This window comes from Bradyrhizobium sp. CCBAU 53340 (genome assembly GCF_015291645.1).
GTDB lineage: Bacteria > Pseudomonadota > Alphaproteobacteria > Rhizobiales > Xanthobacteraceae > Bradyrhizobium.
This window is the reverse complement of sequence record NZ_CP030055.1, coordinates 3,130,494-3,154,460: the sequence shown is the minus strand read 5'-3', so window position 1 is coordinate 3,154,460 and position 23,967 is coordinate 3,130,494. Positions and strand designations below refer to the sequence as shown.

Here is a 23,967-nt window from a genome sequence, read left to right as displayed (position 1 = left end):
AGATGAAAGCCGTCGTCGTCGAGCAATACGCCCCTATCGATCAGATCGAGCTGAAGGACATTCCGTCGCCGTCCATGGAGCCCGGACGGTTGCGTATCCGCGTCGAGGCTGCGGGCATCGGCTTTGTCGATGGCTTGAAGATCGAAGGGCGCTATCAGACTAAGGATCCGCTGCCTTTCATTCCCGGAACGGAATTCGCCGGGATCGTGACCGAAGCGCCGGGCAGCCCCGGCGGCTATCAGCCCGGTATGCGCGTGATGGGCATGACGCGGTCGGGCGCGCTGGCTGAAGAGATCATCGTCAGACCCGAGGCGCTCCATCCCCTGCCGGACGGCGTTGCCGCCGAGGTTGCCGCGTCGTTTCGCGCCAACTACCTGACGGCGCTTTATGCGCTGAGCGCCCGCGCCATGTTGCGCGAGGGCGAACAGCTGCTTGTGTTGGGAGCGGCGGGCGGCACCGGGATCGCGGCCGTGCAGATCGGCAACCTGCTCGGCGCTCGCGTGATCGCGGCGGCGTCGACACCGGAAAAGCGCGACTTCGCGCAGGCGCATGGCGCCGACGCTGTGATCGACTACACGCAGGCCGGCTGGCGCGACACGCTGAAGGAATTGACGAGCGGACATGGCGCCGACGTGATCTTTGACCCCGTTGGCGGCGACATCTCGGTCCAGGCGTTTCGCTCCATCGCCTGGCGCGGACGCCATCTCGTGGTCGGCTTTGCCGGCGGTGCGATCCCCGCGCTGCCGTTCAATCTGCCGCTCCTGAAGGGCGGCGCCCTGCTCGGTGTCGACCTCGCGCAGATTCCCACCCGCGAGCCCGATGTTCAGAAGCGCCTGATGGCAGAGCTGACCGGCTGGCTCGCCGAGGGCAAGCTGAAGCCCGTGGTCGGCCGCGTCTTCGCACTTGACGACTTTCGCGAGGCCTTCAAGACGATGCAGACACGCGCCGCGCTCGGCAAGATGGTCGTGCGCGTCTCGACATAGACGCACAAACGGAAACCGAGCATTTCCGGAAACCGCCTTGTTGGCTTGCGACCATCGATTAAATCTCATCGACCTCCCATAGAGACCTGATCGATGACTGCACCGCTCGAATTCGGACTGGACACCTTTGGCGACGTCACAAAGGATGCGTCTGGCGCCATGCTTCCGCATGCCCGGGTGATCCGCAACGTCGTCGACGAGGCGGTGCTGGCCGACGAGCTCGGGCTCGACTTCATTGGCCTCGGCGAACACCATCGTTCTGATTTTGCGATCTCCTCGCCCGAGACCGTGCTCGCCGCGATCGCCTCGCGCACCAAACGCATCCATCTCGGCTCAGCGGTGACGGTGCTGAGCTCGGACGATCCCATCCGCGTGTTCCAGCGCTTTGCAACGCTGGATGCACTCTCCAACGGGCGCGCCGAGGTGATCCTCGGTCGCGGCTCGTTCACCGAATCCTTCCCGCTGTTCGGCTTCGACCTGCGCATGTACGAAGAGCTGTTCGAAGAAAAGCTCGACCTGTTCGCCGCACTGCTGTCGCAGAAGCCGGTGACATGGCAGGGCAAGCTGCGTCCGCCACTGAAGGAGCAGTTGGTCTATCCGCCGGTCGAGAACGGCCAGCTCAAAACCTGGATCGGCGTCGGCGGCAGTCCGAAATCGGTGGTGCGCGCAGCGCATTACGACCTGCCCCTGATGCTTGCCATCATCGGCGGCGATCCCGAGCGCTTTGCGCCTTACGTCGATCTCTATCACCGGGCCTTCAAGGAATTCGGCCGCCCCGCGCAGCCAATTGGCGTCCACTCGCCGGGCTACATCGCCGAAACCGACGAGCAGGCGCGCGAAGAGCTCTGGCCCGACTACAAGGCGATGCGTGACCGCATTGGCCGCGAGCGCGGCTGGCCGCCGATGGGCCGCGACGAGTTCGTCAGCGAGGCCGAGCACGGCTCGCTCTATGTCGGCTCACCGGAAACGGTGGCGCGCAAGATCGCAAAGACGGCCAAGGCGCTTGGGATTTCGCGGTTTCAACTGAAATATTCGGCGGGCCCGCTGCCGCACGAGAAGCTGATGAACAGCATCGAGCTCTATGGGCGGAAAGTGGTGCCGATGGTGCGGGAGATGATGAGGTAGCGGTCAGTCCGCCTACGCCCTGCGGACTACGGCGCGACAGCCTTCGCAAGCTTCGCGTGACGGTGATTTCGGCTGGCTTGCTCAGTCCGTCTTCGCCCTGCGGGCTTCGCCGGACACCACGCTTCGCTCTTCAGGCATCGCGCGGCTGCGCCACGCGTAGCCCGAAGAGCGAGGCGTGGTGGGGGAGGCAGGACTCGAACCTGCGAAGCCATGAGGCGGCTGATTTACAGTCAGCTCCCTTTGCCACTGATTATTTCGCCCGTGCTCCAAGACGAAGGCCCTGTTGGCGGGCAATTGGATCATTTCTACCCCTCTTTGGTACCCTTGCGCGAAGCCAAATTCGTTAACAAGATAGGGCAGTTAATCGCAAAACACTGCCCTCCCGAATTTGCGTTTCTGAAAACGAAGCTCTACAAGCAACGGTTTCCACTCTGGGAATCCGAACGGGAGCACATTCCGCATCAAGTGACCCAAAGTGACCCACAAGCCGGAAGTGACCCAGGGAGACATTGGGGATGGCCGTTGTTCTCACCATCGAGCACGTGCGCAAAGCGCTACGCGATCACCGCGCGGGCAAAAGCCGATATGACCTGCTCGATGCGGCGGTGCGCGGGCTAGCACTCCGGGTCGGAAAATCGGGCTGCCGATGGTCGCTGAGACTGCGTTGGGGAGACCAGCAGCGCCGGTGGGACCTGGGTGCCGTCGCCGAACGCGACCACGAGGGAATTGTCCTCCAGACCGCCAGAAACTGGGCGCTGGAGGCGAAGGAGCAAGCTCGGCGCGGCATATACCCAGAGCCCTTCCTTGACCGGCTTACCGGACGCACTGCACCTTCCGCTTCGAGTGCACGGCCTCGGAAGCCGGAGATGAGGTGGGAGGCCGCGGTCGCGACCTTCTTGGACGTCCTCTATGATCCCAAGCAGCCGGAAGCAGCGACCCACCGGCCGGCCACCAGGAAGGACTACGCCTCGAAACTTCAGACAGTCGAATTGAACCGCTTCCGCGGTCGGCCCGTCGCAGTGATCACCAAGGAGGAAATAGCGGAAGCAGTAAACACGACCTGCAAACGGGCCTACGACATGGGCTGTGGCAGCTTACGATCGCTCAAATCATTTTACGGGTGGTTGAGGGATCCAGCCCGGGTCCGAGAGACGGGCGTGACAGTATCGCTTGCGGACCTCAGACCCCCTCCCCGGCCGCGCTCCGAATTTGGTGCTCCAGGCCTGCCTTTTGACCCGCAAACCGAGCTCCGCGGAAAGGCCCCACCGGAAATCGAAATGGGCCGTTTGCTGGCTATTTCGAGGTCGGGCGCACTGCCCCAGTCCGTCAGCCTCGGCTTTCAGCTGCTACTCGCGTCCGTGCAGCGTCGGCGTCAGACGATAGGCGCGGACAGCCGCCGCGTTTTCACCTTTGACGAGGCGCCCGACGAGCGGGCCTGGTTCGTGCCGCCGTTTTTCAGAAAAACCCGCAAAAGAGGATCGCAAAGCCATTTGATTCCCCTCGTGGGGTTCGGCGCGACCGCTCACGACATGCTTGCGCAGTTGGCCATGATCGACGGACGGCCCTGGCTCCTCCCCCACCGGAACCGAACGGTCGACGCGCCAGCCGGCGTTAACCTGCTCAACCGCTGGATTGAGCGCCTGCCGGGTATTTCGTGCTCCACGCACGGTGGACGTTACGCCTTCGCAACATACGGACCACGCGATTTGAGCTTCGCTCGGTCAGAAGCTCGACTTATTCTCGACCATTCAGAAGGGTTAGAGCCAGATGATGTGACTGGCCACTTCTATTGCAACGATCCTGCCATCGCGCGGAAGCGTGAGATGATGAACCGCTGGATTGCCTGGCTCGAGCACTGGTGTTCGGAAGCAATACGGAAAGACGGACTATTGTCCGATCCTGTCGCACTTCGAGCGGGGCTTCGGCCATCCAGCGATCGAGAAGAGTAGCCTTTGCACGCAGCGAATGAGGCGGGCTCACCACCATGCCGAGCCGCCTTCCGACGCCTGTTCGCTCGTCATGAAGGAGAGCGAAAGCTGGTACGACAACGCGGGGCCAGCGGACCTTGAGGACTTCCAGTTCGACGGCACGCCAATCAACCAGACGCTCGTCAATGATCTCGGCGGCGGCTTCATCACCCAGCAGCGCAACGTCGTCCTGGTCGGCGGCACCGGCACGGGCAAAACCCACCTGGCCATTGCGATCGCCAGAAGCTGCATCCGATCTGGTGCCCGTGGCCGCTTCTATAACGTAGTCGACCTCGTCAACCGCCTCGAGACCGAGACTCGCAACGGACGACAGGGCCGGCTTGCTGAGTTCATCGTCCTGGACGAACTCGGATATTTGCCCTTCGCCCAGTCCGGCGACCAGCTTCTCTTCCATCTCGTCAGCCGGCTCTACGAAAGAGCTTCCGTCATCGTCACCACCAATCTCGCCTTCGGAGAATGGCCCAGCGCGTTCGGCGACGCCAAGATGACCACTGCGCTGCTCGATCGGTTGACCCATCACTGCGACATCGTCGAGACCGGCAATGACAGCTGGCGATTCAAAAGCCGCGACGACGATCACGCCAACCGCGCTCGGCTCGTCTCCGCTATCCCGGCCAGCTCCGACGAGCCGAACGCTACCGGCAGAACGCGTCGATCAAAGGGTTCCCTTTGGACGCCGATCGGGGGCCCCAGTCCAATGCCGATTGACACGACGTCGTGCCAAGGTGCATTGAGCAGATTGGCCCCGGACATGACGCGTACACTGGCACGTAAGCGATCAATGATCCGACCGCGGCAATAGCGGCAGCGTGGAGCCCGTCTAATCTCGCTTTCCACATCGCGACGGAATAGCAGGCCCACAACATCGCCGCTCCGATGACCGGGCATGGCCGATGTTTTGCCGCGATCCGATCGTGGCACCCGCGCCACCGACGATCAGGAGGGCCCCAGCCACGATCGAGGCAAGTCCGATCTGCCTTGAAACAGTGAATGTCTCGCCAAGAACGATGGCGGCCAAGATCGCAACCAGCAAGGGGATGAGTGCGGTAAATAGCGATGCCCCGTGGGCTGCCGGAGCGAACTTTAGGCCTCCGTAGGCGACCAACACCATCGGCGCCCCGCCGCCCAGCACAATCGCCGCCAGTCCCGATCCCCCCAGGCGGGCGGTTTGCGCCATTCCTTCACCGGACCCGTGTTAGCCCTGTCGCATATCATCGCCTCCGGAAATCACCTGATAGTCGCCGCATCCGGCCCAAGCCGCTCCCATTTCTCGCCGTCGAATCGGATCAATTGCTCCTCCTTGATCGGCGAGAAATCCGCTGCTGACGTGTTGATGGTTATTCCCGGAAGAAGCATGTCGAGCTTCAAGTCTTTCAGACTGGCAGCTTGCTTCATCACATTTTCTCTCGAGAGATTGTCGCCGCACATCCTGAGCACTTCGACCAACGTTTGGGCGACCGAATAACCATAGACGATATTGGAATCAGCTTTGTCAGCTCCGGGCATGTATTCGTTCATGAACGCAATCCAGTGCAGATAACCTTCGTCGCCGCTCCAGGCCGGATCGAGCGGATCCTTTAGATAGGCAGTCGAGATCAGCCCTTTGGCATTATCGACCCCGGCAGGTCTCAAGACTGCCGCCACAGACGTGGAGATATTGTTCAGGACGTGCATCGGCCTCCATTGCAACTCTCCGGTCTTGCGAATGGCCTGCGCAGCAAATTTCGGGGAAGCCACGTCGAAAAAGACGTTCGCTCCCGATGCCTTCAATTGCGAAATCTGCGGATCAATGGTGGGATCCGTGATCTCGTAGGACAATTTCAGTGCCGGCTCAATCTTGCCGCCTAGACCCTCAACGAACCCCTTGACGTAATCCCGACCGGAATCGTCATTCTGCCAAAGGATCGCAACCTTTGCATCGGACACGGTTTGAGCGACATACCGGCCATAAATGCGTCCCTCTGCCTGATAGCTCGGCTGCCACCCCATCGTCCAAGGAAAGTGCGCCGGGTCGTTCCATCGTTCCGCGCCGCTGCCCACGAACAACTGCGGGATCTTCTTGGCATTCAGGTACTTCTGCACAGCGGCATTGTGGGCCGTGCCGAGGATGTTGAAGGTCAACAGAACCTCGTCGCTTTCCACGAGCTTGCGGATCTGCTCAACGGCTTTTGGCGGGCTGTAGGCGTGATCGTACGAGATGAAATTGATCTTCCGGCCGCCGATTCCTCCCTTCTTGTTGATCATCTCGAAATAGGCGGCCTCGGTTTTCCCGATCACCGAGTAGGCAGATCCAGCTCCGCTGTAGGGCATCAAGTTGCCGATTTTGATTTCCGTGTCGCTGGCGCCGGGATCATATTGCTTCTGCGCCGATGCTTCCGGACAAAGCAAAGCGACACCCAACATGATGAACATAGAAAAGCAGGCGTACCTTTTCATGAATTCCATTCCTCTGAACGATTAGACGATGCCGAGTTCTTGCAGGAGAGCCTCGCGGTCGGCATCGAGTTCGGGAGCAGGCCTGTAGCTTGCAAATTGGTCGTCGGCGAAACGAATGGGGCATGCGGCCGTCTTAAGGACCGTGCCCCCTGGAGCCTCCAGGGGGACGAACATTCCACGCGCATTGAGCTGGGGATCGCGCATGACGGCAGCGACATCGTTCATCGGTCCGCAGGGAATTCCGGCTTGCGTAAGAATCGAAAGCCATTCCCCGGTGGTCTTATCTGCCAGCGCGGCGTCGATCTTCTCCACGAGAGCACGATGGTATTCGCATCGTGAGGCGTTGGTGAGGAATCGCCTGTCGGTTTTGGCTTCCTGCATCTGCAGGGCGTCGCAAAGTTCTTTGAACTTCCGGTCGTTGCCCGCGGCGATGATGATGTGCCCGCCGTTGGTCTTGAATATGCCGAAAGGTGTTATCGAAGGGTGCCTCGCGCCGATGGGGCCAGGAACGGTTTGATCAATCTGATAACGGACGAGCGCGTTCTCGAGGAGACAGACTTGCGCATCTAGCATTGAGATGTCGACGTGCTTGCCCTGACCAGTGCGGGAGCGCTCAATCACTGCCGCTTGAATTCCGATCACCGCATGCGTGCCCGCGGCTATATCGCCAATCGATACGCCGACGCGGGTCGGTGAGCCCCCCTCCTCACCGGTCAAGCTCATGACCCCTCCCATCGCCTGCACAACCATGTCGTAGGCCGGCAGTTCGCGGTAAGGGCCCGTCTGACCGAAGCCGGATATCGATGCCAAGATGAGGCGCGGAAATCGCGAGCTGAGGGTTTTCCAGCTCCAGCCAAAACGGTCCATCGTGCCGGGTGTAAAATTCTCCACCAAGACATCTGCGCCCAAGAGCAGACTTTCGAATATCCCGCGGTCGGCATCGTCCTTGAGGCTGAGCGCAATAGATTCCTTGTTTCGATTGACAGAGAAGAAATATCCCGAACTCGGCGAGCTATCGGAATTAGAAATGAACGGGCCGATGTGTCGAGCATCGTCACCAACACCTGGCATCTCGACCTTTATGACGCGTGCGCCAAGATCTGCGAGCATCATCGTGCAATACGGCCCCGCCAACACTCGAGTGAGATCGACCACGATGAGGCCGGCGAGCGGCCCCTTCGACCTGGGCTTCAGCGCGATTGTCATCGATGAAGCGGGCTTGGTCATCGCCCCTCCGAACAGCAACCGAAGCGTGGGGCGCGCTTTTCGGCGAAAGCCGCACTGCCCTCGCGAAGTTCGGCGCCAGCGAGGCTCTCACCGTAGCGGGCATCGGCAGCGGTGCGATCGAACTCACTTCGGGCGATTTCATCAATTGCCCGTTTCATGCCGCACATCGCGACCGGCGCATTGGCGGTAAGAACAGCGGCGAGTTCGTTCACACGTGCATCGAGGCCGCTTGCAGGGACGACTTCATCCAGATAACCGATGCGCAGCATCTCAGCTGCGTCCAGTTTCTGGCCCGTGAGGAACAACTTCTTGGCTGCCGCGACGCCGAGACGCGACGTGAAGCGGACGAGGCCGCTGCTGTAGTAGTGAAGCCCGAGACGCGCCGACGGCATGAACATTTCGCAGCTGTCCACGCCAATCCTGAAATCGCAGGCAAGCGCGAGATCGGTCGCGCCGCCGTAGACTCCGCCATTGAGCCTGCAGATGGTTGGCATCGCGAGGTCCTGGAGTTGGTCAACCACCCTCTCGAAGCCGGAAACCTGAACGCCGTCCTTGGAGGCGGCCGCGCTCTCCGTTCGGGCAGCGATATCTCCGAGATCGTAGCCGGCACTAAAAGCGCGTCCTTCGCCGGTCATGATGAGGACCCGCGCACCGGCGCTTTCAACACTGGCGAAGTGCTCAGACAGAACGGCGAGATCTGTTGCGGTGAGCTTGTTCATTTGCCTCGGACGATTGAGGAAAATCGTCGCGACGAGCCCGTCGGTCTTCAGCAAGGGGGATCCACCCTGATCCTCTGGTGTCATTGGCGCTTCCGATGTGTCGTTGCTCGAATGTGACTATATGTATTTCTAAAAATGTTCTACGTATACATAAAGGCACCCATGAATACATAAAGGCAGCTCCCTATGCGCGCTCGCGTTTCTGATGAGCTTTGTCGCAGAATCGAAAACGACATCGCCGATGGCCGACTTCTTCCCGGTGACAAGCTGGACGAACAGAGCCTCGCCAAACGCTTCTCGGTCTCGCGTACGCCGGCGCGGGAAGCACTGCTTCGCTTGGCCAATGACGGTCTGGTCAAATTCAAGTCCCGTCAAGGCGCGGTCGTCGCCAGCATGACGCCGCAGCGGGCGATCGGCATGGTCGAAATCCTCACCGCGCTGGAGGCCGAAGCTGCCGGCCTCGCAGCACGGCGCATGACCCACGTCGAACGGATTGCCCTGCGTGAGATACACAGGGAGTCTGCGCCAGCCGTGAGCGCCGGCGAGACCGCGGGCTACATCAAGTTCAACACGGCGTTTCATGAGGCGATCTACGCCGGTGCGCGCAACGTCCCCTTGGCCGATCTTGTTAGCGAAACCCGCCTCCGCATGCGCTTCTTCCGACACCAGAGCCTGTCACTGCCGGCACGCCTGGCGCTCTCGTTCGGCGAGCATACGAGGATAGTGGCCGCAATTGAAGCTGGAGACGAGATCGAAGCACAACAGGCGATGCGCGCTCACATCATCGTTGGAGGCAGTCTCTTTGCCGACATGGTCGCCTCCATCGAAGCCGAGTGACGATGGCGCCCGCGGGCATCGCCGCGATAGTCGGCAGCCAGACCATTTTTTCTTCATGATTGGTCAGCCGTCCTCTTGCGAAGGTTTCCGGCTTTCCGATCGCCGCCAGACCTCCGTCTTTGGCTCTCTCTTCGCGGGCCATGGTTCGACCGCCCCCCTGTGCAGCATGTGTCGCAAAGCCGTGCATCAGCTCTCCAGCCAGGCCGAATTCACCAGTAGTTGAACGACGGAGGGCTGGCTGGGGCGGGAGGGATCGAACCTCCGAATGGCGGAATCAAAATCTGTTTGATTGTTCAGCGATTTCAAAGCGCGTTTGGGAAAAAGGATCAAAATGCCCTCTAACAGATTCAATAGCTTGGCAGCTGTTTCCAAAATGAAAGGAATGGCGCCGCGCGTTGGATGGTTGGTGACACTCCCAAAGCTTTCCTTGATCCGAGAAAGGTCCTGCTTTCCTAGCTGTCGACGCCATCGCTTGAACTGAGGCGCTCGATGGCTGGCAGGTTATGAATCGTAACAGACGCGTATTTGGTCGTCGCAATTCCATCCTGCTCGAGACTCCTGAGCAGGCGATTGATCGTCTGGCGGCCGACGCCAATCATCACCGCAAGGTCCTCCTGCGACAATCGCAGATCGATAACCAGTCCCTTTTTGGTTTGGCGGCCGTGACGTTCTGCCAGTCTTCGCAATTCCTGCGCGAGGCGGTGAAGTGGACGCCGATTGCGCAGAATGATCAGGTTCTGGATCGAAACGCGCAGGTGATCGCAGACCAGTCGGACAAACGCCGAATAGTTCTCATTGCTCTCGTTGATAAGCGCGTCGAACCGCTCCTGGCTCAGATGAAAGAGCACGGTCTTTCCTATGGCAAACGCGTCATAGCCATAAGCACGCCCGTCAAGGGCCGAGGTTAAACCTATCCACGACCCGGGCGAGGAAACGAGAAGGAAGGATGGATTTCCAGACCGCGAAAAGCCCGTGAGGCGGACTTGCCCCGAAATCAAGGCAAGCAATCCGTCCCGGCTATCGGTGGCCGAATAGATCAACGAATCATCCGCGGTTCGAATGCGCCCCAGACGAAGAATGTTGTCCGCCAACGATGGGGGAAGGCTGGCAAACCATTTGTTCTTGCGCAGAACAGCCTTCAGAACCGATTTGTTCATTCGCAACGATACCCGCCCTGCTCGAAGCCCTGCGCGGGCAAGGGCCAGCCGAGCTCGCCCGCTGATTTCCTGGCTGGCGGCCTCGCCCCTACTCCCTGCCGATACCACGCTGCTTACGGGCTATACTTTTGCATCCCTGAAACCCTGGGCGCAACATATTGGGCGCCGAAGTCCATTTGCGTGCGCCAACGGTGGGCCATCACACTCAGAAAGGTCTATGGCGGCCCCACTGCGTCTCGACCGCGAGAGCCGAACTGTCGGGCGCCAAGAGCTCTAGATCGACCTTTCCTCGGCATCATAGATCGCCATGACCGGCGGCTCCGAGCATAGCTTGGCGACTTGTTGTACGAACGCTCGTGAGCTCGGTTGGGCGAAATGTAGCTTCAACGCGGCAGCATCACGCCAACGTTCAAAAAACCGCAAGCAGAGGGGCTCTTCGCAATCAATCTGCACGATGTGTTCGATACAGCCATCCTTTCCGCGAGACCGATGCACGTGCTCGAGACTGAGCTTCACCAGATCGGCGAAGCTTTCACTTCGCGAGTCCACAGATCCAACCACGATAATCATCAAACTCCCTCTCCGTTCGTATTGCTTCGCGCGCCTGCTTTGGCGTTCGTTGCGTCGAATCGGATCGTCACCGGCCGCGCGACGGAGCACCGCGCAACGTGACCAGCAGGACGGCCCCGGACAGCAGATACAAGACCACAACCAGATAGAGGCTGTAGACCGGACTGCCCGTGACAGTCGCAATGAATATCGTGGCTGGCGGCGCCGCGGCCGGGCCGAGATTGGCAAGCCCTGCGATGAACGCAACTCCCCCGGCAATGCTCGCCTTCGACAGATATTCGGTACAGGTCGTAACGAACAGCGGAACGGCGGAGATGAAGCCGAGGCCGGCGATTGTAAGGCCAGGTATCGCGAATGCGATGTTGCCTTTCGCAAAAATCATCAGAAGAATCCCCAGAGCGGCGACCGAAACGCATAATGCATAGTGCCACCGCCGCTCGCGATGCCTGTCGGAATGCCGGCCAACCAGGATCATACCGATCACGCCCGCGATCTGAGGCAAAGTCGAGAGCAAACCGACGTGAAGCAAATCCGAGATACCCCAGCTCTTGATCATCGACGGGATCGAAAACACCATCGTGTAATTTGCGCCAAGAAGAAGAATGTCCACCAGGATCAGACCGTAGATCTTGGGATCCGTCGCCATTTGCCAGAAGCCGCTATGCGAGGAGGTCTCGACCTCCGGATGATCCTGCTCATGCTGGAGCCGCAGCAGAGACTTCTCTTTGGCTGTTAGCCAGTCGCCATCCTCCGGCCCGTCCTGAAGGTAGAAATAGGACGCGATGCCCAGAATCGAGGCCGGCACTCCCTGGGAAATGAAGAGCCATTGCCAGCCATGCAGGCCTTCGATGCCATCGAGGTACTTCAGTGTCGCTCCGCAGAGCGGGCCGGCCAGAAGCGGAGCGATCGCTGTTGCCGACATGAACGTGGCCATCACCTGGCCGCGCCTTCCCGACGGATACCAATAAGTCAGATAGAGGATCACACCGGGGAGAAAGCCAGCCTCGAAAACGCCGAGCAACACCCGCCCGATGTAGAACTGAAGAGGCGTCTGGACGAACGCCATCGCCGCGACGACGATGCCCCAGGCGAACATGATCCGGAGCAACGTCTTTCGCACGCCGATCCGCTCGAGCAGCAAATTGCTGGGAACCTCGAACAGCATATATCCGACGAAGAATATCCCCGCGCCGATTCCATAGGTGGCATCGCTGAAAGGTAGCGTCTGCTTCATCTGGAGCTGAGCGAATCCGATATTGATTCGATCAAGGAAGGCCACGACGTAACAAAGCATCAGGAACGGCAGCAAACGCCAACTTATCTTCGTAAACAGCCGGACGATTCCGTCTCTCGCCTCGCCCGGAGCAGCGAGCAGAACATTCGTTGTCTCGATTGTCATGATAGCTGTCCGTTTCCCCTGGCGGCGGTCTTTCGTTGCTGCCGGGCCATCCGCATGCGCCCGGCTTCGGGGCGACGCTAGGCAAGTTTTTCTGCATCGATTGTCGCGATTGCGACAATGTCGCTGATGAACTGCGTTTGTCTGTCCCAGGCGCCGGCGCGTCCCTTCGGACCGGGATCTCGCGGTGTCGGGGCGCAACTGCCTATTTCGATAGGGATATGCCTCGATCTTTGGGGCCTCGTGCCTCCATTCGTCGAAGCACGCCAATATGGCGCATTCGAAATCAAGCCTATGAAAGACAAACGCATGTCATTGGCAGCCGAGCACCTTTTCTCCGTGAGAGGACTTGTGACCATTGTGACCGGAGGCGCGAGCGGCCTCGGCTTGGCCATTGCCGAGGCGATGCTGGCTAACGGAGCTGACGTCATCCTGGTGGACCGGAACGAGAAAGAACTGAGGCGGGTCAGTCAGGAAGTGATTCCTGCGGCGGAGATTGCAACGGTCGATGTCGCAGATCCACAGGCCGTCCGCCGCCTGGTGGACGACGTCGTCGCGCGCAAAGGCAAGCTCGACGTCGTGTTCGCCAATGCCGGAATAAGCGCCGGGCCGGGAATTGTCTCGCCAAAGGGCAACATCGAAAATGTCGATCTCGCCGCGTGGAACGAGGTCCTCGCAACGAACCAGACCGGTGTATTCACAACGATGCAGGCTGCGGCCCGCCACATGAAGGCACAGCGCAGCGGCCGGATCGTGGTTACCGCGTCCGTGGGCGGACTACGCGGCGCCTGGGCCACTGGATATTCGTACGCAGCTTCAAAAGCCGCGGTCGTGAATCTCGTCAGGCAGGCGGCTCTCGAATTGGCTCCGTTCGACATTCAGGTAAATGCCATTGCACCCGGCTTCTTCCGGACGTCGCTCGGCGGCGGCCGCCTGCTTGACGAGGCCGGGACGAAGCCGCTTGAAGCCATGGTTCCCATGAGGCGAATTGCGATGCCGCGCGAGATCGCCGGCATCAGCCTGCTGCTGGCGTCCCCGGCCGCAAGTTACATCACCGGCTCGGTCTTCACCGTGGATGGTGGGATCACTGCGGCATGAAGCAGTTCGACGGAAGGGTTGCTGTCATTACGGGGGCTGCGAGCGGCATCGGTCGCGAATTGGCCATTGCTTGTGCTGAACGCGGCATGAAGCTCGTTCTCGCGGACGTCGATCACGACGGTCTCTCGACGACAAGAAGCCTGATGTCAAGCGGCATCGTTGTACGCACGCAACACTGTGACGTTTCCAGCTTCGAGGCCGTTCGGAGCCTTGCAGACCTCGCTTTTGAAGAGTTCGGACACGTTCATCTGCTCTTCAACAACGCCGGCGTCGCGACGCTTGGCCCGGTCTGGTCCGCAACCCCAGAAGACTGGAAATGGGTGCTAAACGTCAACCTGCTGGGGGTTGCCCACGGCATTCAATGCTTCGTTCCGCGCATGATTGCGGACGGCGATGAGGGTCACATCGTCAATACGTCTTCCGCTGCAGGGCTAACCGCGGTTGCGGGATCAGGAGTTTACTGCGCCAGCAAGCACGCGGTGGTTGCCTTGTCCGAGTGCCTTTTGAAGGATCTCGAGCTCTCCGACTCCAAGCTGAAGGTCAACGTGTTGTGCCCGTCGCTGGTCAAGACGGCCATTGCCGACTCGGACAGGCATCGTCCTGCGCACCTGGCGTCCACAAATCCCGAGAGCGCGCCGTTCGATCGGCGCGTCAGAGCGGGGATGGAGGCATCCAATGTGAGCGCCGCCGATGTCGCCAGGATAACGATGCAAGCGATTTACGATGACGACTTCTACATCCTCCCGCACCCGGCCGTACGGCTCCGCGTCGAGGAGCGGCTCCGCGACATCATCGGTGACCACCGGCTCCACAAGCCAGACAACTTCTAACGAAAACGGATGGACCATGAGCAATTCAGACAGTGTTGCGGACCTTCGAGCCAGAATTGAAGCGCTCGAGAGGCGCCTTGCCGAGCATGACGATCGAGAGGCCATCAGAACGCTCCGCTGCACCTACCACGAATATGTCAATCAGGAGAGAGTGGCTGAACTGGCGGATCTCTTTTCTGAGAACGCTACCGTTTCCTACGGCGGGCGGCCATCCGTCACCGGCCGCGAGGCGATTCGATCTTTCTTCATCAACTTTCCCATCAAGTGGGCGCGCCAATTCATCCACGCGCATGTCGTCGAGATCGACGGTGACCACGGCAAAGGCTACAGCCATCTCGACGGGCGTCCCGTCCTCAACGGCAAAAGCATTATGGTTGGTGGGCGCTTCGACGATGAATACGTCAGAGAGAACGGTCGTTGGCTGTTTTCAAAGGTCGTGCTGACCACCTGGTACATGTTCCCCGTCGAACCGGGTTGGGAAGCCGCTGCGGTTGCGGAGACAGCGCAGACGTGAATCGCAAAGCTCGGGCTTTGCCGCCACCCGCCGGCTTCCATTGAGCCGGCCGAGCTCGCGGTATCCGCCGCGCGAAGTCCAACGCCGGCCGAAGTGTCCCTCCCTCAAGCGGCCGATTGCGGCGTCGGCATCCAGCTCTTGCCCTCCTGCACCACTGCTGCTGCGGCATTCTTCGATCCCGCTGCGGGTTCGGTAGCGCTACTCTGTCCCAGTTCACGGGCCAACGCCTCACGGTCACAGGCGTTCTCCCACAGCGAAACGACGATGGCTGCGACACAGTTGCTGATCATGCTGGTCAGTGCCCTCGCTTCCGACATGAAACGGTCAATACCGACGAGCAGCGCCACGCCGGTCACGGGCAAGTCCGGCATGACGGTAAGAGTTGCGACAAGCGCGACGAAGCCGCTGCCGGTGACGCCGGCCGCCCCTTTCGACGTCAGCAACATCAATCCGAGCATCGCCGCAATCTGCCCCCAAGACAGGTGAATGTCGCAGGCCTGAGCGATGAAGATGGACGCCAGGGTGAGATAAATGGCGCTGCCGTCCAGATTGAAAGAGTAACCCATCGGCAGCACGAGCCCTGACACGCCTTTCCGGCACCCGAGCTGCTCCAACTTGCGCAGCGCGCCAGGCAGTGCCGGCTCCGACGATGACGTGCCGAGCACGATCAGCAGCTCTTCTTTGAAGTAGCGGATGGTCTTCCACAGGCTGAAGCCGTTCAACCGCGCCAGCGTCCCGAGCACCACGACCACGAAGACCGAGCAGGCGATATAGAATGTCAGGATCAGCAGCCCGAGTGAGCCGATCGAACGGATGCCATAGCGGCCCACCGTGAACGCCATGGCGCCGAAGGCGCCGAGCGGGGCAAGCTTCATGATGAAACCGAAGGAGATAAACAGAACCTGCGAGAACGATTCAACCGCCTTCGTCACTACGGCACCGCCATCTCCGGCACGGCTTAGGCCGAAGGCGATCAGGATGGAGACCAGCAGGACCGGCAGCACTTCGCCATCGGCGAACGCACCAAAGAACGAATGCGGGATGATATGCAGCACGAAGTCAGCAAATCCGGTCGCAGCGGCCTGCTTGGTGAATTTCGCAGCCACCGACGGATCCAGCGTACTGACTGAAACATGCATGCCTACGCCCGGCTGGATCAACGAAACAGCCATCAGCCCGGCCAGCAGGGCGAGCACGGTCAGCAGATAGAACAGCGCCATGGATTTCACCAGCGTGCGACCGACCTCGCGGGAATCGCTGATGCTGTTGATGCCGCTGACGATGGTGCAGAACACGATCGGCGCGATCATCATCTTGACCAGCTTGACGAAGCCGTCCCCGAGGGGCTTGAGCGCGGCACCAAAGTCGGGCCAGAGATGGCCGGTCAGGACACCCAGCACGAGACCGATCAGCACCTGGACGTAGAGAATCCGGTAGAACGGCTTTCGCACCTCGATGCTTGGAGACCCAGCCAGCGCTTGCGTGTGCATTCTCGTTTCTCCCATGATTCTGATTCTTATCGATGGCTTAAGGCGGACCGAGTTCAGGCCGCCAGGATTGAATGAGGCACGTGCACTCGCCGGGCGAAGACGTGACCCTGGAAAATCCGGCGGGCGGTCCGCTGCACCCGGGCAACCGGGCCGGGCTCCAGCCGAACCACGAGCTGGCCGGAGGGATGGGCGAGCGTGATCGGCACCGGCGGCGCCAGCGGTCCGACCATCTCTGCCGCGATCGTGCCTGGCGTCACACACGCCGTCGCGATCGCGACGGCGCCGGTCACCGCCAGCGCGCTGTGGCACTCGTGCGGCATGAAGTATCTGACGTTCAACGTCGCCTCGCCGGCAGAGGCAATCAGAACCGGCTTCGGGATCACCATGTTCGCGGCATCTGGAAAACCCATCAGGCGTCCGGCCTCGACGCGCAGGCTTTCGAGACGCGCGCGGAAGCCGCTGTCGACGAAATCCGATGGCGCCTCGCGGCCGGTCCATCCCAGATCCGCCGCGCGGATCAGCATGACCGGCATCGCCGCGTCGATGCAGGTCACCTCGATCCCATCGATGCGGTCGACCGGTCGTCCCGTCGGCAGCAGGCGACCGGTGCGCGCGCCGGCCGCGTTGGGAAACGACAGCTCGATGGGCGCGGCCGTTCCCGGCACGCCGTCGATCCGCGCGTCGCCCTCGTAAGTCACCCGCCCGCCGGGAGTGGCAACCGTGGCATCAATCAGCTTGCCGGTGTTGACATTGTGGATGCGCACATGGGTGCGATCTGCGGACGCGGCGACGAGACCGGCTTCGATTGCGAACGGTCCCACCGCTGCCAGCATATTCCCGCAGTTCGGCGACGTATCGACGATCCCTTCACGCACCCTTACCTGGGCGAACAGGTAGTCGACATCGGCGCCGGGGACCGATGCCGGTCCGATGATCGCGACCTTGTTGATGACGGCATTGCCGCCGCCGATTCCATCGATGCCCAGGTCGTGCCCGCCCCCCATCACCGACAGCAGGACCGCATCGCGCGCCCTGGGATCGGCCGGGAGATCGCTGGCCAGGAAAAACGGCCCGCGCGAGGTTCCGCCGCGCATGACCACACAGGGAATCGCAATCTGATCGTTCATTGGAGCTGTTCCGTTCGGCAACATCTTCGTGCGAACAGAGCATGGGCTCTTGCAACTCTTCTGTAAAATGCAAATATCTGAAGTATTAATGCATCATACGGTATAATGGGAGCCAGCCATGAACGCAGAACTGCTCGACCTCAAGGCGTTCATTAGCGTGGCGGAGACGGGAAGCTTTGTCCGCACCGCCAAGGCGCTCAACCTGTCGCAGCCGGCACTCAGCCGACGCATTCAGAAGCTGGAAGAGAGCCTCGGTGCGCCGTTGCTCGAGCGGTCGACCCGTCACGTCAATCTCACCATGACCGGCCGCGATTTCTTGCCGAAGGTGCGCCGTCTCATCGACGAGTTCGAGACCTCGGTGCTCGCCATCCATGATATCGGCGCGCGAAGTTCAGGCCTGGTCTCGGTGGCTGCGGTGCCGACGGCGGTGTTCTATTTCCTGCCGCGTGCGATCGGCCGTTTTGCCGAGGCATATCCGCGCATCCGCATCCGGATTCTGGACATCGGGGCCAATGAGGGACTGGAAGCGGTCGCGCGCGGAGAAGCCGACTTCGGCATCAACTTCATCGGTGCTTCGCATGCCGAAATCGAATTCGAGAAACTGGTTGAAGATCCGTTCGTCTTGGCCTGCCGCCACGACCATCCGTTGGCATCGCGTAAACAGGTAAGCTGGTCGGAGATCGTATCGCACCGGGTTATTACCGTCGGCCGCAACAGTGGCAACCGCGCGTTGATCGACAACGCGCTGGCGCGACACGGCCTGCAACTAAACTGGTCCTATGAAGTTGCTCACCTCTCCGGCTCGCTCGGTCTCGTCGAAGCGGGACTAGGCATCGCCGTACTGCCGAGGCTCGCGACACCGGCCGCCGGCCATCCGATCATTCACACCGTCAGGTTGACGGAGCCGGAGGTGTCGCGGACGATCGGAATCGTGCGCAGGCACGGGTCGACGCTATCCCCTCATGCCAGCCAATTCCTCAAGATGCTCCTCGAGGCGTGGCGCTCGCCTTCCCGGACGCCCAGTCGAGACAGGCCGCGGCGCCGCTCGTAAGGCTCCAATCGCTCCAGGAACGCCGCTGGGGCGAGTTGTCCGATTTGTTCGCTAAACTACGCCAATTTGCGATGGCCGCCTGACAGCACCTGCTCGGTTGGGCCTGCGCAATGTATGTTATGCTGCAAGCTAGCTAAGAGAGCAGCAACATGTTTGATGAAACACTACGCCTTTAGTCCTCTGTGCGGCTTCCGAATTCCGTTTCCAAACGGGCCCGAAGACTGCGGGCGAGTTATCTAAGCGCAGCTTTACGCTCACGCAGGGGAATGTTGAAAGATTCTCCGGCTACCAGTCGGCTGAAAGCGGCCTATGTCGCGAAAAATCGCAAACGAGCGAATTTTCGATGCCGCTATCGTATGCTAGCAGGCGGTGTCTCTGGTCAGAATTTCACACGGGTCGAATTGCAGGTTCAAATCCCGGAGGCGCAACCACCGATACCGACATTCATTGGCTGTCTCTGTTTGCCGGCGCGCGCACTACTGCTCCGCCGTGAAAGAGCCGTGGTCGGTCGCCACGACTTGAAGCGAGCCCGCCTGCAATCCTCCCCACGAACTCTCCTGAGCGTCCAACAGAGATGCCTTGAGTGATAAAAACAGTGAAGTCGCTTGATAAGAACCAGATTTTTCTTTAGTGAGAGCAGTTGATTTCGTCGAGAGCCGCGATGGCGAGCTACGGTGGGGCAAAGGCCAGCAAGCGAAAGAGCGATCCCGCTCAGGTTTGGGATCACTTGTTGCCAAAACCGCAAAAGTCCCGCGGATCGCTTTCTATGCAACTCGTTGCATCTTTTATCGATGCAATAGACGGAAAGAGGATTCCGGAAGGCGTGCGGCTGCCGTCCAGTCGATCAATAGCGGAATCGCTCAAGATTGGTCGGAATACGGTTATTGCAGCGATAGATTCCTTGATCGAACAAGGCTATCTCCTAGCAAAAGATCGCTCGGGGATTTTTGTCGCCGCGCGCAACGATATCGAGTACCGGGATATTCATCCCGTGCAGGCCGTCGAACCCTACGATTGGTCTTCGAGACTTCGGCCGGCTCGTAAGGTGCCAGTCAGGCCGTCAGATGATCCCCAGTTGAGCCTCGCTTCTCACAATCTGCTGTATGGCCAGTTTGATCCGAGTACATTTCCGATCAATCACTGGCGGGAATGCGAGCGAAGCGCACTGGGCGTCACTGAAATTGCGGAATGGGGCCGCGACGCATTCGATCGTGATGACGACGCCTTGTTATCCAGTCTTCGCCAGCATGTTCTGCCAAAACACGGGATTTGGGCAGCGCAGGACGAACTGCTCGTAACTCTCGGCGGCCAGGAAGGTCGATATCTCGTCGCTCAGCTTCTCTGCAGGGCCGGAACAAGGGTTGGGATCGAGAATCCCGGCCTGACCGACATGGCTGAGATTCTTGCGACAACGCCAGCAAAGCGGGTCACCTTGAATGTCGATGAATTCGGCCTCCAGCTGTCGGATAAATTGAATTCTTGCAACGTGGTTTTCGCGATGCCTGGACATCATTGCCCAACAACGGCGGTAATGCCCGCCGAGCGCCGGCTCGAGTTGCTCGATCGAGCGCGGCGCGAGGATATGATTGTTGTTGAGGATACTTACGAAACGGAACTGCTTGCGCACGCAAAAATGATTCCTTCCCTCAAGAGCCTCGATCGCGAGGGGCGGGTCATTCACGTAGGCAGTCTGTCAAAATGCGTTGCACCAGGGCTTCGTGTTGGTTTCGTCGTCGCCTCACCTCTCGTTATCAGTGAGCTACGCGCAATTCGTCGACTCATACATCGTCATCCGCCGGGCAACATTCAGCGTGCGCTTGCGATGTTTATCGACCGTGGTTACTACCACTCCTATATGAGGCACGTCTCGACGACCATCCGGCGGCGAACGGACACGATGGTAAAATCGATCGCGCGATGGCTGCCCGAGGCGCGCGTCAAGCATTTTGACGGCGCGTCATCTTTCTGGATGGAGTTGCCCGCCGACATTGAGGCGGACGCGCTGTCCTCAATGCTCACGAAGCAAGGCATTTTGGTTGAATCTGGCGAACGATTTTATTCTGAGAATGCAAGGCGCAATTGCTTGAGGATTGCAGTCTCACAGATTCCGGAATCGAAAATTGACGGTGCAGTGAAAAGCATTCGCGCGGCCATACGTCATCAAGCGTCGCGGAAAGCCAGGATCTCGGCTTAGACGCTGTTTCGCCCATCAACCGTAGCTCTTGTAACGCTCAATCGCGATCGCCATCTCATTGTCGTTGAGCATCTTGATTGTTCCGGCCTGTCGCGCCTGGATGAACTGACGGCAAAGAATTTCAAGACGCAAAGCTGCATTGAAAGCTTTTTGAAGCGTCGTTCCGTGACAGATCATGCCATGGTTGCCCAGCAAACATGCCGTGCGTCCGACCAAGGCTTCGACGGCATGATCTCCCAACTCTTTCGAGCCGTAGGTCACGTAAGGGGTGCAACGGACATCGTCACCGCCGAACGCGGCAATCATGTAGTGAAACGCCGGCAGCGCCTGACCGGTGCAGGCCATTGCGACACAACTGTCGGAGTGCGTGTGCACCACTGCCGCCGCATCTGGAAATTTACGATAAATCGACGCATGCATAGACCACTCGCTCGACGGCTTTTGATCCGAATGGGAGCTTCCATCGAACTTCGTTCGCACAAATGACGACGTCTGAATCGCGCCGGCTGTTGCGCCGGTTGGAGAAATCAGCATATCGCCGCCATGTCGGACGCTGATATTGCCTGCGGCCAGGAATATCAGGCCTTGTTGATCAAGTTCTTGGTAGATGCGAGCAAGATCTTTACGACTGTCAGCTTCATTCAACATCTTTCGCCTCATGTTCTATCCGCTAGCTCTCAGTCGCAGGAGAGCCTGCCGCACGTCGGGCAACATCGACCGGAAAACATATCGCGTTGCCATGTTGCATAGGTCTCATGGAACGTCCTGATGTCGCGCAGCCGCTCGCTCGCATCCATGCGTACATTCTCGGCGACAAGTTTCGCTTCTCGTAAAACGGAAGCTTCGTCCAAGACGACGATCGTTCCATCTCTCAACAGCCAGCGCCCGTCGATCATAAGCGAGCGAACATTTCTGGGATCGGCGTGAACGACAACGGAGTTGAGCGTCTTCGACGATGTCGCCAACCCATTGGTTTCAAGGTCGAGCAGGAGAATGTCCGCCGGGCCGCCGGCTTCCAGTCTACCGGTTGCAGACGTAGCGCCGATCGCCCTTGCCCCGCTTGTTGTTGCGGCATCGAGCACTTCTTCCGGTGTCAGCCATCGGTCGAAATCGGAGCCCGGTTGCCGTCCCGAAATCAGCATATGGCGCATCACTTCAAAGAGATCGTGCCGGCCGCCGGTGTTGGAGCAGTCGGTACCGAGCGCGACGTTCAGGCCGGCATCCAAGTCATCTCGAATCCGCTTTTGTCCGGATCCCAACATGCCGTTGCTGATCGGGTTGAAGGACACGGTGACCCCGTGGGCTGCCAGAAGCTCTCTGTCCGATTGATCGAGCCAGATGGCGTGGCCGACGGACAGGCTATCGTTCAGAAGACCCGCATCTGCTAGCGCCTTGAGCAACCCGCCAGGCCAGCGCCGCCGGGCGGCCTTGAACTGCGGATAGGTCTCGAGAAGGTGCGTGTGACTCCCGATATGGAACGTGTCCTGCAGATCTTTCCAGAGACTCCACAGATCGTCGGAGCATCGCTGCGGTGAATTCGGGCCGGCGAGCAGAGCAACCCGTCCCTCTCCGGAACTGCGGATTTCGGCGGTGAGGTCCGTGAAAGTTGACTTGATCTCGCTCGAGAGCCTCGGAGCGCGTGGCGTCAATCTGCCCACGGTGTCCCGATCAAGCGGAATGCCCAGAATATCTTCGTCCCAGAGATCGGCGAAGAATGGTGCGAAGCCGATCCGCAGACCCGATTGGACATGCGCCGAAAGCGCTGCGTTTACGAAGCGCGTTTGCGGAAAATGATCGATATAGCCCCCGATGCCATTTCTGATCATCTCGATATTGGTCGTCAGAGCGGCATATCGCGCAGCTTCTTCGCCGAAGCCATGTCCGTAACCGATTGCGTAGTAGGACCACAATTCGAGTGGCAGCGAGTTTTCCGTACCTCTAAGCAAGGTCGAGGTCGAATGCACATGTCCGTTCACCAGCGGCGGCATGATCAACATGCCAGACACATCGATGATTTCGTCCGCGCTTTTGGAAGCCTCTTCTTCTTCGTGTGGCGCGAGCAAGTCGCTGATGCGCCTCCCCGCTATGAGTATGCCGCCGCGTGCCATGACCGCGCTGCGGCCTGGCCAGGTATAGCCACCCGTCAGGCAAATTCTCTTATCGGCTTGCATCAGGATGCCCGCGGCACAGTGAAATGTTCCCGTATCAAGGTCGGCGGAAACACGCCTACGGCAGTTGCGATGGCGGACACCAATTTTGGCGGCGTCACGTCAAAGGCTGGATACCAACCTTTGGCAAGCGGGGTTGCCGTGCGCATGCCGAGGCAATGCAGGGATTCGTCCCCGTCGCGCTCCTCCATCCGCACATCATCTGGTGTTGACGCCGCCGCATCCGGAATTCTTACCATCGTGACAAAAGGCAGGCCGAAGTTGTTGGCTGCAATGGCCAATTGAAGTGTGCCGACCTTGTTGATGACATGGCCCGAAAGCGTGACCCGATCAGCCGCAGTCAGAAGCTTGCTGACGATCCCGCGGTCCATGGCATGTGCCCCCATGTTGTCGGTGATAACGGTTACGTCGATGCCCATTTCCGCGATGCTATGTGCCGTCAACCGCGAGCCTTGCAGATAGGGACGCGTCTCCGTGCAGACGACCTTTACTTTCTTTCCCGCACGCAGCGTGGCATTTAGCGTTTCCACGATTCCGGACTCCCCCCAGCAATGCGTGAGGATGGTGTCGCCGTTGTCGATAAGTCTGGCAGCATTTGCTCCGAGATTGCGACTGAGCTCCTGCTGACGGGCCCAGGCGACCCGCACGATTTCCTCCATTTTGATGCCGATATCCTCATCCCCCAAAATCGCGTCGGCCTCTTTCACCAGATGGGCAACGACATCGCGTATGTTGTTATTCGTCGGCCGCGTCTGGATGAGACGCACCGCAGCTTTCGATAGCAAAGCGCGGCGGTCTTCGTTGCTACGCATCCGACCCGCCTGCTTGGCAGCCAACACAAAGCCGGCACTTGCCGCAAAGAACGGCCCGCTGCTTTGCGTCACCATCTGCTCGATCGCGACGGCAACATCTTCATAGGTCCGGCAAACCACATATTCCGTCTTCAGGGGGAAGGTTCGCCGGTCCAGAATCCTGACCGCCTCGTCCTCAAGCAGGATACCTTTGGCAATAATTGTGGGCATGGTGACTGCGTTCATCACCGTCTCCTCGACCAGCA

21 protein-coding genes and 1 pseudogene are annotated in these 23,967 nt (G+C 59.8%); 10 read left to right on the top strand and 12 right to left on the bottom strand.

Annotated elements, in window-relative coordinates:
• Nucleotides 1-2: 2 nt before the first annotated feature.
• The 4 genes and pseudogenes from XH89_RS14880 to XH89_RS14865 form a co-directional block, all read left to right on the top strand.
• Nucleotides 3-983, top strand: a complete 981-nt coding sequence (locus XH89_RS14880; protein ID WP_194467752.1) for an NADPH:quinone oxidoreductase family protein — start codon at nt 3-5, stop codon at nt 981-983.
• 93 nt (nt 984-1,076) lie between these two features.
• Nucleotides 1,077-2,108: an LLM class flavin-dependent oxidoreductase gene (locus tag XH89_RS14875; protein ID WP_194467751.1), complete on the top strand. Its 1,032-nt coding sequence runs from the start codon at nt 1,077-1,079 to the stop codon at nt 2,106-2,108.
• Nucleotides 2,109-2,623: 515 nt separating this feature from the next.
• Nucleotides 2,624-4,057 (top strand): integrase family protein, encoded by a 1,434-nt coding sequence (locus XH89_RS14870; RefSeq protein WP_194467750.1) that lies wholly within the window; start codon nt 2,624-2,626, stop codon nt 4,055-4,057.
• 112 nt (nt 4,058-4,169) lie between these two features.
• Nucleotides 4,170-4,804: pseudogene (locus tag XH89_RS14865) on the top strand (ATP-binding protein); the annotation flags it as partial.
• 112 nt (nt 4,805-4,916) lie between these two features.
• Here the strand turns inward: XH89_RS14865 and XH89_RS42090 are convergent.
• The 4 genes from XH89_RS42090 to XH89_RS14845 all read right to left on the bottom strand — a co-directional run bounded on the left by XH89_RS42090 (nt 4,917) and on the right by XH89_RS14845 (nt 8,562).
• Entirely contained in the window at nt 4,917-5,207 is a 291-nt protein-coding gene (locus tag XH89_RS42090) for an EamA family transporter (RefSeq protein WP_371825231.1), read from the bottom strand.
• A gap of 116 nt (nt 5,208-5,323) precedes the next feature.
• Nucleotides 5,324-6,541 (bottom strand): ABC transporter substrate-binding protein, encoded by a 1,218-nt coding sequence (locus tag XH89_RS14855; protein WP_194467748.1) that lies wholly within the window; start codon nt 6,539-6,541, stop codon nt 5,324-5,326.
• A 12-nt stretch (nt 6,542-6,553) separates the two neighbouring features.
• Nucleotides 6,554-7,759, bottom strand: coding sequence for a CaiB/BaiF CoA-transferase family protein (locus tag XH89_RS14850; RefSeq protein WP_210345250.1), 1,206 nt, complete (start codon nt 7,757-7,759; stop codon nt 6,554-6,556).
• Nucleotides 7,756-8,562, bottom strand: coding sequence for an enoyl-CoA hydratase/isomerase family protein (locus XH89_RS14845; protein ID WP_194467747.1), 807 nt, complete (start codon nt 8,560-8,562; stop codon nt 7,756-7,758). Before XH89_RS14845 ends, XH89_RS14850 begins: the two co-directional genes overlap by 4 nt.
• 102 nt (nt 8,563-8,664) lie before the next feature.
• Here XH89_RS14845 and XH89_RS14840 point away from each other — a divergent pair, with 102 nt between their 5' ends.
• The gene (locus tag XH89_RS14840; protein WP_194467746.1) at nt 8,665-9,315 is read left to right on the top strand and encodes a GntR family transcriptional regulator; all 651 of its coding nucleotides are present in this window, start codon (nt 8,665-8,667) and stop codon (nt 9,313-9,315) included.
• Between the two features lie 452 nt (nt 9,316-9,767).
• On the opposite strand, the gene XH89_RS14835 is transcribed toward XH89_RS14840, so the two are convergent.
• From XH89_RS14835 to XH89_RS14825, 3 genes are all read right to left on the bottom strand, one after another.
• A complete protein-coding gene (locus XH89_RS14835) occupies nt 9,768-10,472 on the bottom strand; it encodes a Crp/Fnr family transcriptional regulator (RefSeq protein WP_194467745.1) in 705 nt (234 codons plus the stop codon).
• A gap of 273 nt (nt 10,473-10,745) precedes the next feature.
• Nucleotides 10,746-11,042 (bottom strand): putative quinol monooxygenase, encoded by a 297-nt coding sequence (locus XH89_RS14830; protein ID WP_194467744.1) that lies wholly within the window; start codon nt 11,040-11,042, stop codon nt 10,746-10,748.
• A 67-nt stretch (nt 11,043-11,109) separates the two neighbouring features.
• Nucleotides 11,110-12,639 (bottom strand): MFS transporter, encoded by a 1,530-nt coding sequence (locus XH89_RS14825; RefSeq protein WP_246767843.1) that lies wholly within the window; start codon nt 12,637-12,639, stop codon nt 11,110-11,112.
• Between the two features lie 150 nt (nt 12,640-12,789).
• Between XH89_RS14825 and XH89_RS14820 the strand changes: the two genes are divergently transcribed.
• Genes XH89_RS14820 through XH89_RS14810 form a run of 3 tightly spaced genes read left to right on the top strand, consistent with a single transcriptional unit; the run spans nt 12,790 to nt 14,880 of the window.
• Nucleotides 12,790-13,536 carry an SDR family NAD(P)-dependent oxidoreductase gene (locus XH89_RS14820; protein ID WP_210345249.1) on the top strand — a complete coding sequence of 249 codons (747 nt, stop codon included), beginning with the start codon at nt 12,790-12,792 and terminating at the stop codon, nt 13,534-13,536.
• Nucleotides 13,533-14,366 (top strand): SDR family NAD(P)-dependent oxidoreductase, encoded by an 834-nt coding sequence (locus tag XH89_RS14815; RefSeq protein ID WP_194467743.1) that lies wholly within the window; start codon nt 13,533-13,535, stop codon nt 14,364-14,366. The genes XH89_RS14820 and XH89_RS14815 overlap by 4 nt, the downstream gene beginning before the upstream one ends.
• Nucleotides 14,367-14,382: 16 nt before the next feature.
• Nucleotides 14,383-14,880: a nuclear transport factor 2 family protein gene (locus XH89_RS14810; RefSeq protein WP_194467742.1), complete on the top strand. Its 498-nt coding sequence runs from the start codon at nt 14,383-14,385 to the stop codon at nt 14,878-14,880.
• A 104-nt stretch (nt 14,881-14,984) separates the two neighbouring features.
• Here XH89_RS14810 and dctA read toward each other — a convergent pair whose 3' ends face one another.
• Complete coding sequence (gene dctA, locus XH89_RS14805) at nt 14,985-16,370, bottom strand: C4-dicarboxylate transporter DctA (protein WP_194467741.1); 1,386 nt, start codon at nt 16,368-16,370, stop codon at nt 14,985-14,987.
• Between the two features lie 53 nt (nt 16,371-16,423).
• Nucleotides 16,424-17,497: a 4-oxalomesaconate tautomerase gene (locus tag XH89_RS14800; RefSeq protein ID WP_194467740.1), complete on the bottom strand. Its 1,074-nt coding sequence runs from the start codon at nt 17,495-17,497 to the stop codon at nt 16,424-16,426.
• A 118-nt stretch (nt 17,498-17,615) separates the two neighbouring features.
• On the opposite strand from XH89_RS14800, the gene XH89_RS14795 reads away from it, so the two are divergent.
• Nucleotides 17,616-18,548, top strand: a complete 933-nt coding sequence (locus tag XH89_RS14795) for a LysR family transcriptional regulator (protein ID WP_194467739.1) — start codon at nt 17,616-17,618, stop codon at nt 18,546-18,548.
• A 661-nt stretch (nt 18,549-19,209) separates the two neighbouring features.
• A complete protein-coding gene (locus XH89_RS14790; RefSeq protein ID WP_194467738.1) occupies nt 19,210-20,742 on the top strand; it encodes a PLP-dependent aminotransferase family protein in 1,533 nt (510 codons plus the stop codon).
• A 15-nt stretch (nt 20,743-20,757) separates the two neighbouring features.
• Here XH89_RS14790 and XH89_RS14785 read toward each other — a convergent pair whose 3' ends face one another.
• Genes XH89_RS14785 through XH89_RS14775 form a run of 3 tightly spaced genes read right to left on the bottom strand, consistent with a single transcriptional unit; the run spans nt 20,758 to nt 23,947 of the window.
• The gene (locus XH89_RS14785) at nt 20,758-21,390 is read right to left on the bottom strand and encodes a class II aldolase/adducin family protein (RefSeq protein ID WP_194467737.1); all 633 of its coding nucleotides are present in this window, start codon (nt 21,388-21,390) and stop codon (nt 20,758-20,760) included.
• A 29-nt stretch (nt 21,391-21,419) separates the two neighbouring features.
• Nucleotides 21,420-22,913, bottom strand: a complete 1,494-nt coding sequence (locus XH89_RS14780; RefSeq protein ID WP_194467736.1) for an amidohydrolase family protein — start codon at nt 22,911-22,913, stop codon at nt 21,420-21,422.
• Nucleotides 22,913-23,947: an S-methyl-5-thioribose-1-phosphate isomerase gene (locus XH89_RS14775; RefSeq protein ID WP_194467735.1), complete on the bottom strand. Its 1,035-nt coding sequence runs from the start codon at nt 23,945-23,947 to the stop codon at nt 22,913-22,915. Before XH89_RS14775 ends, XH89_RS14780 begins: the two co-directional genes overlap by 1 nt.
• Nucleotides 23,948-23,967: the final 20 nt, after the last annotated feature.

Coding starts and splice junctions, on each gene's coding strand:
- XH89_RS14880 (WP_194467752.1), top strand. CDS start 3: ATGAAAGCCGTCGTCGTCGAGCAATACGCCCCTATCGATCAGATCGAG.
- XH89_RS14875 (WP_194467751.1), top strand. CDS start 1,077: ATGACTGCACCGCTCGAATTCGGACTGGACACCTTTGGCGACGTCACA.
- XH89_RS14870 (WP_194467750.1), top strand. CDS start 2,624: ATGGCCGTTGTTCTCACCATCGAGCACGTGCGCAAAGCGCTACGCGAT.
- XH89_RS42090 (WP_371825231.1), bottom strand. CDS start 5,207: ATGGTGTTGGTCGCCTACGGAGGCCTAAAGTTCGCTCCGGCAGCCCAC.
- XH89_RS14855 (WP_194467748.1), bottom strand. CDS start 6,541: ATGGAATTCATGAAAAGGTACGCCTGCTTTTCTATGTTCATCATGTTG.
- XH89_RS14850 (WP_210345250.1), bottom strand. CDS start 7,759: ATGACCAAGCCCGCTTCATCGATGACAATCGCGCTGAAGCCCAGGTCG.
- XH89_RS14845 (WP_194467747.1), bottom strand. CDS start 8,562: ATGACACCAGAGGATCAGGGTGGATCCCCCTTGCTGAAGACCGACGGG.
- XH89_RS14840 (WP_194467746.1), top strand. CDS start 8,665: ATGCGCGCTCGCGTTTCTGATGAGCTTTGTCGCAGAATCGAAAACGAC.
- XH89_RS14835 (WP_194467745.1), bottom strand. CDS start 10,472: ATGAACAAATCGGTTCTGAAGGCTGTTCTGCGCAAGAACAAATGGTTT.
- XH89_RS14830 (WP_194467744.1), bottom strand. CDS start 11,042: ATGATTATCGTGGTTGGATCTGTGGACTCGCGAAGTGAAAGCTTCGCC.
- XH89_RS14815 (WP_194467743.1), top strand. CDS start 13,533: ATGAAGCAGTTCGACGGAAGGGTTGCTGTCATTACGGGGGCTGCGAGC.
- XH89_RS14810 (WP_194467742.1), top strand. CDS start 14,383: ATGAGCAATTCAGACAGTGTTGCGGACCTTCGAGCCAGAATTGAAGCG.
- dctA (WP_194467741.1), bottom strand. CDS start 16,370: ATGCACACGCAAGCGCTGGCTGGGTCTCCAAGCATCGAGGTGCGAAAG.
- XH89_RS14800 (WP_194467740.1), bottom strand. CDS start 17,497: ATGAACGATCAGATTGCGATTCCCTGTGTGGTCATGCGCGGCGGAACC.
- XH89_RS14795 (WP_194467739.1), top strand. CDS start 17,616: ATGAACGCAGAACTGCTCGACCTCAAGGCGTTCATTAGCGTGGCGGAG.
- XH89_RS14790 (WP_194467738.1), top strand. CDS start 19,210: ATGGCGAGCTACGGTGGGGCAAAGGCCAGCAAGCGAAAGAGCGATCCC.
- XH89_RS14785 (WP_194467737.1), bottom strand. CDS start 21,390: ATGTTGAATGAAGCTGACAGTCGTAAAGATCTTGCTCGCATCTACCAA.
- XH89_RS14780 (WP_194467736.1), bottom strand. CDS start 22,913: ATGCAAGCCGATAAGAGAATTTGCCTGACGGGTGGCTATACCTGGCCA.
- XH89_RS14775 (WP_194467735.1), bottom strand. CDS start 23,947: ATGAACGCAGTCACCATGCCCACAATTATTGCCAAAGGTATCCTGCTT.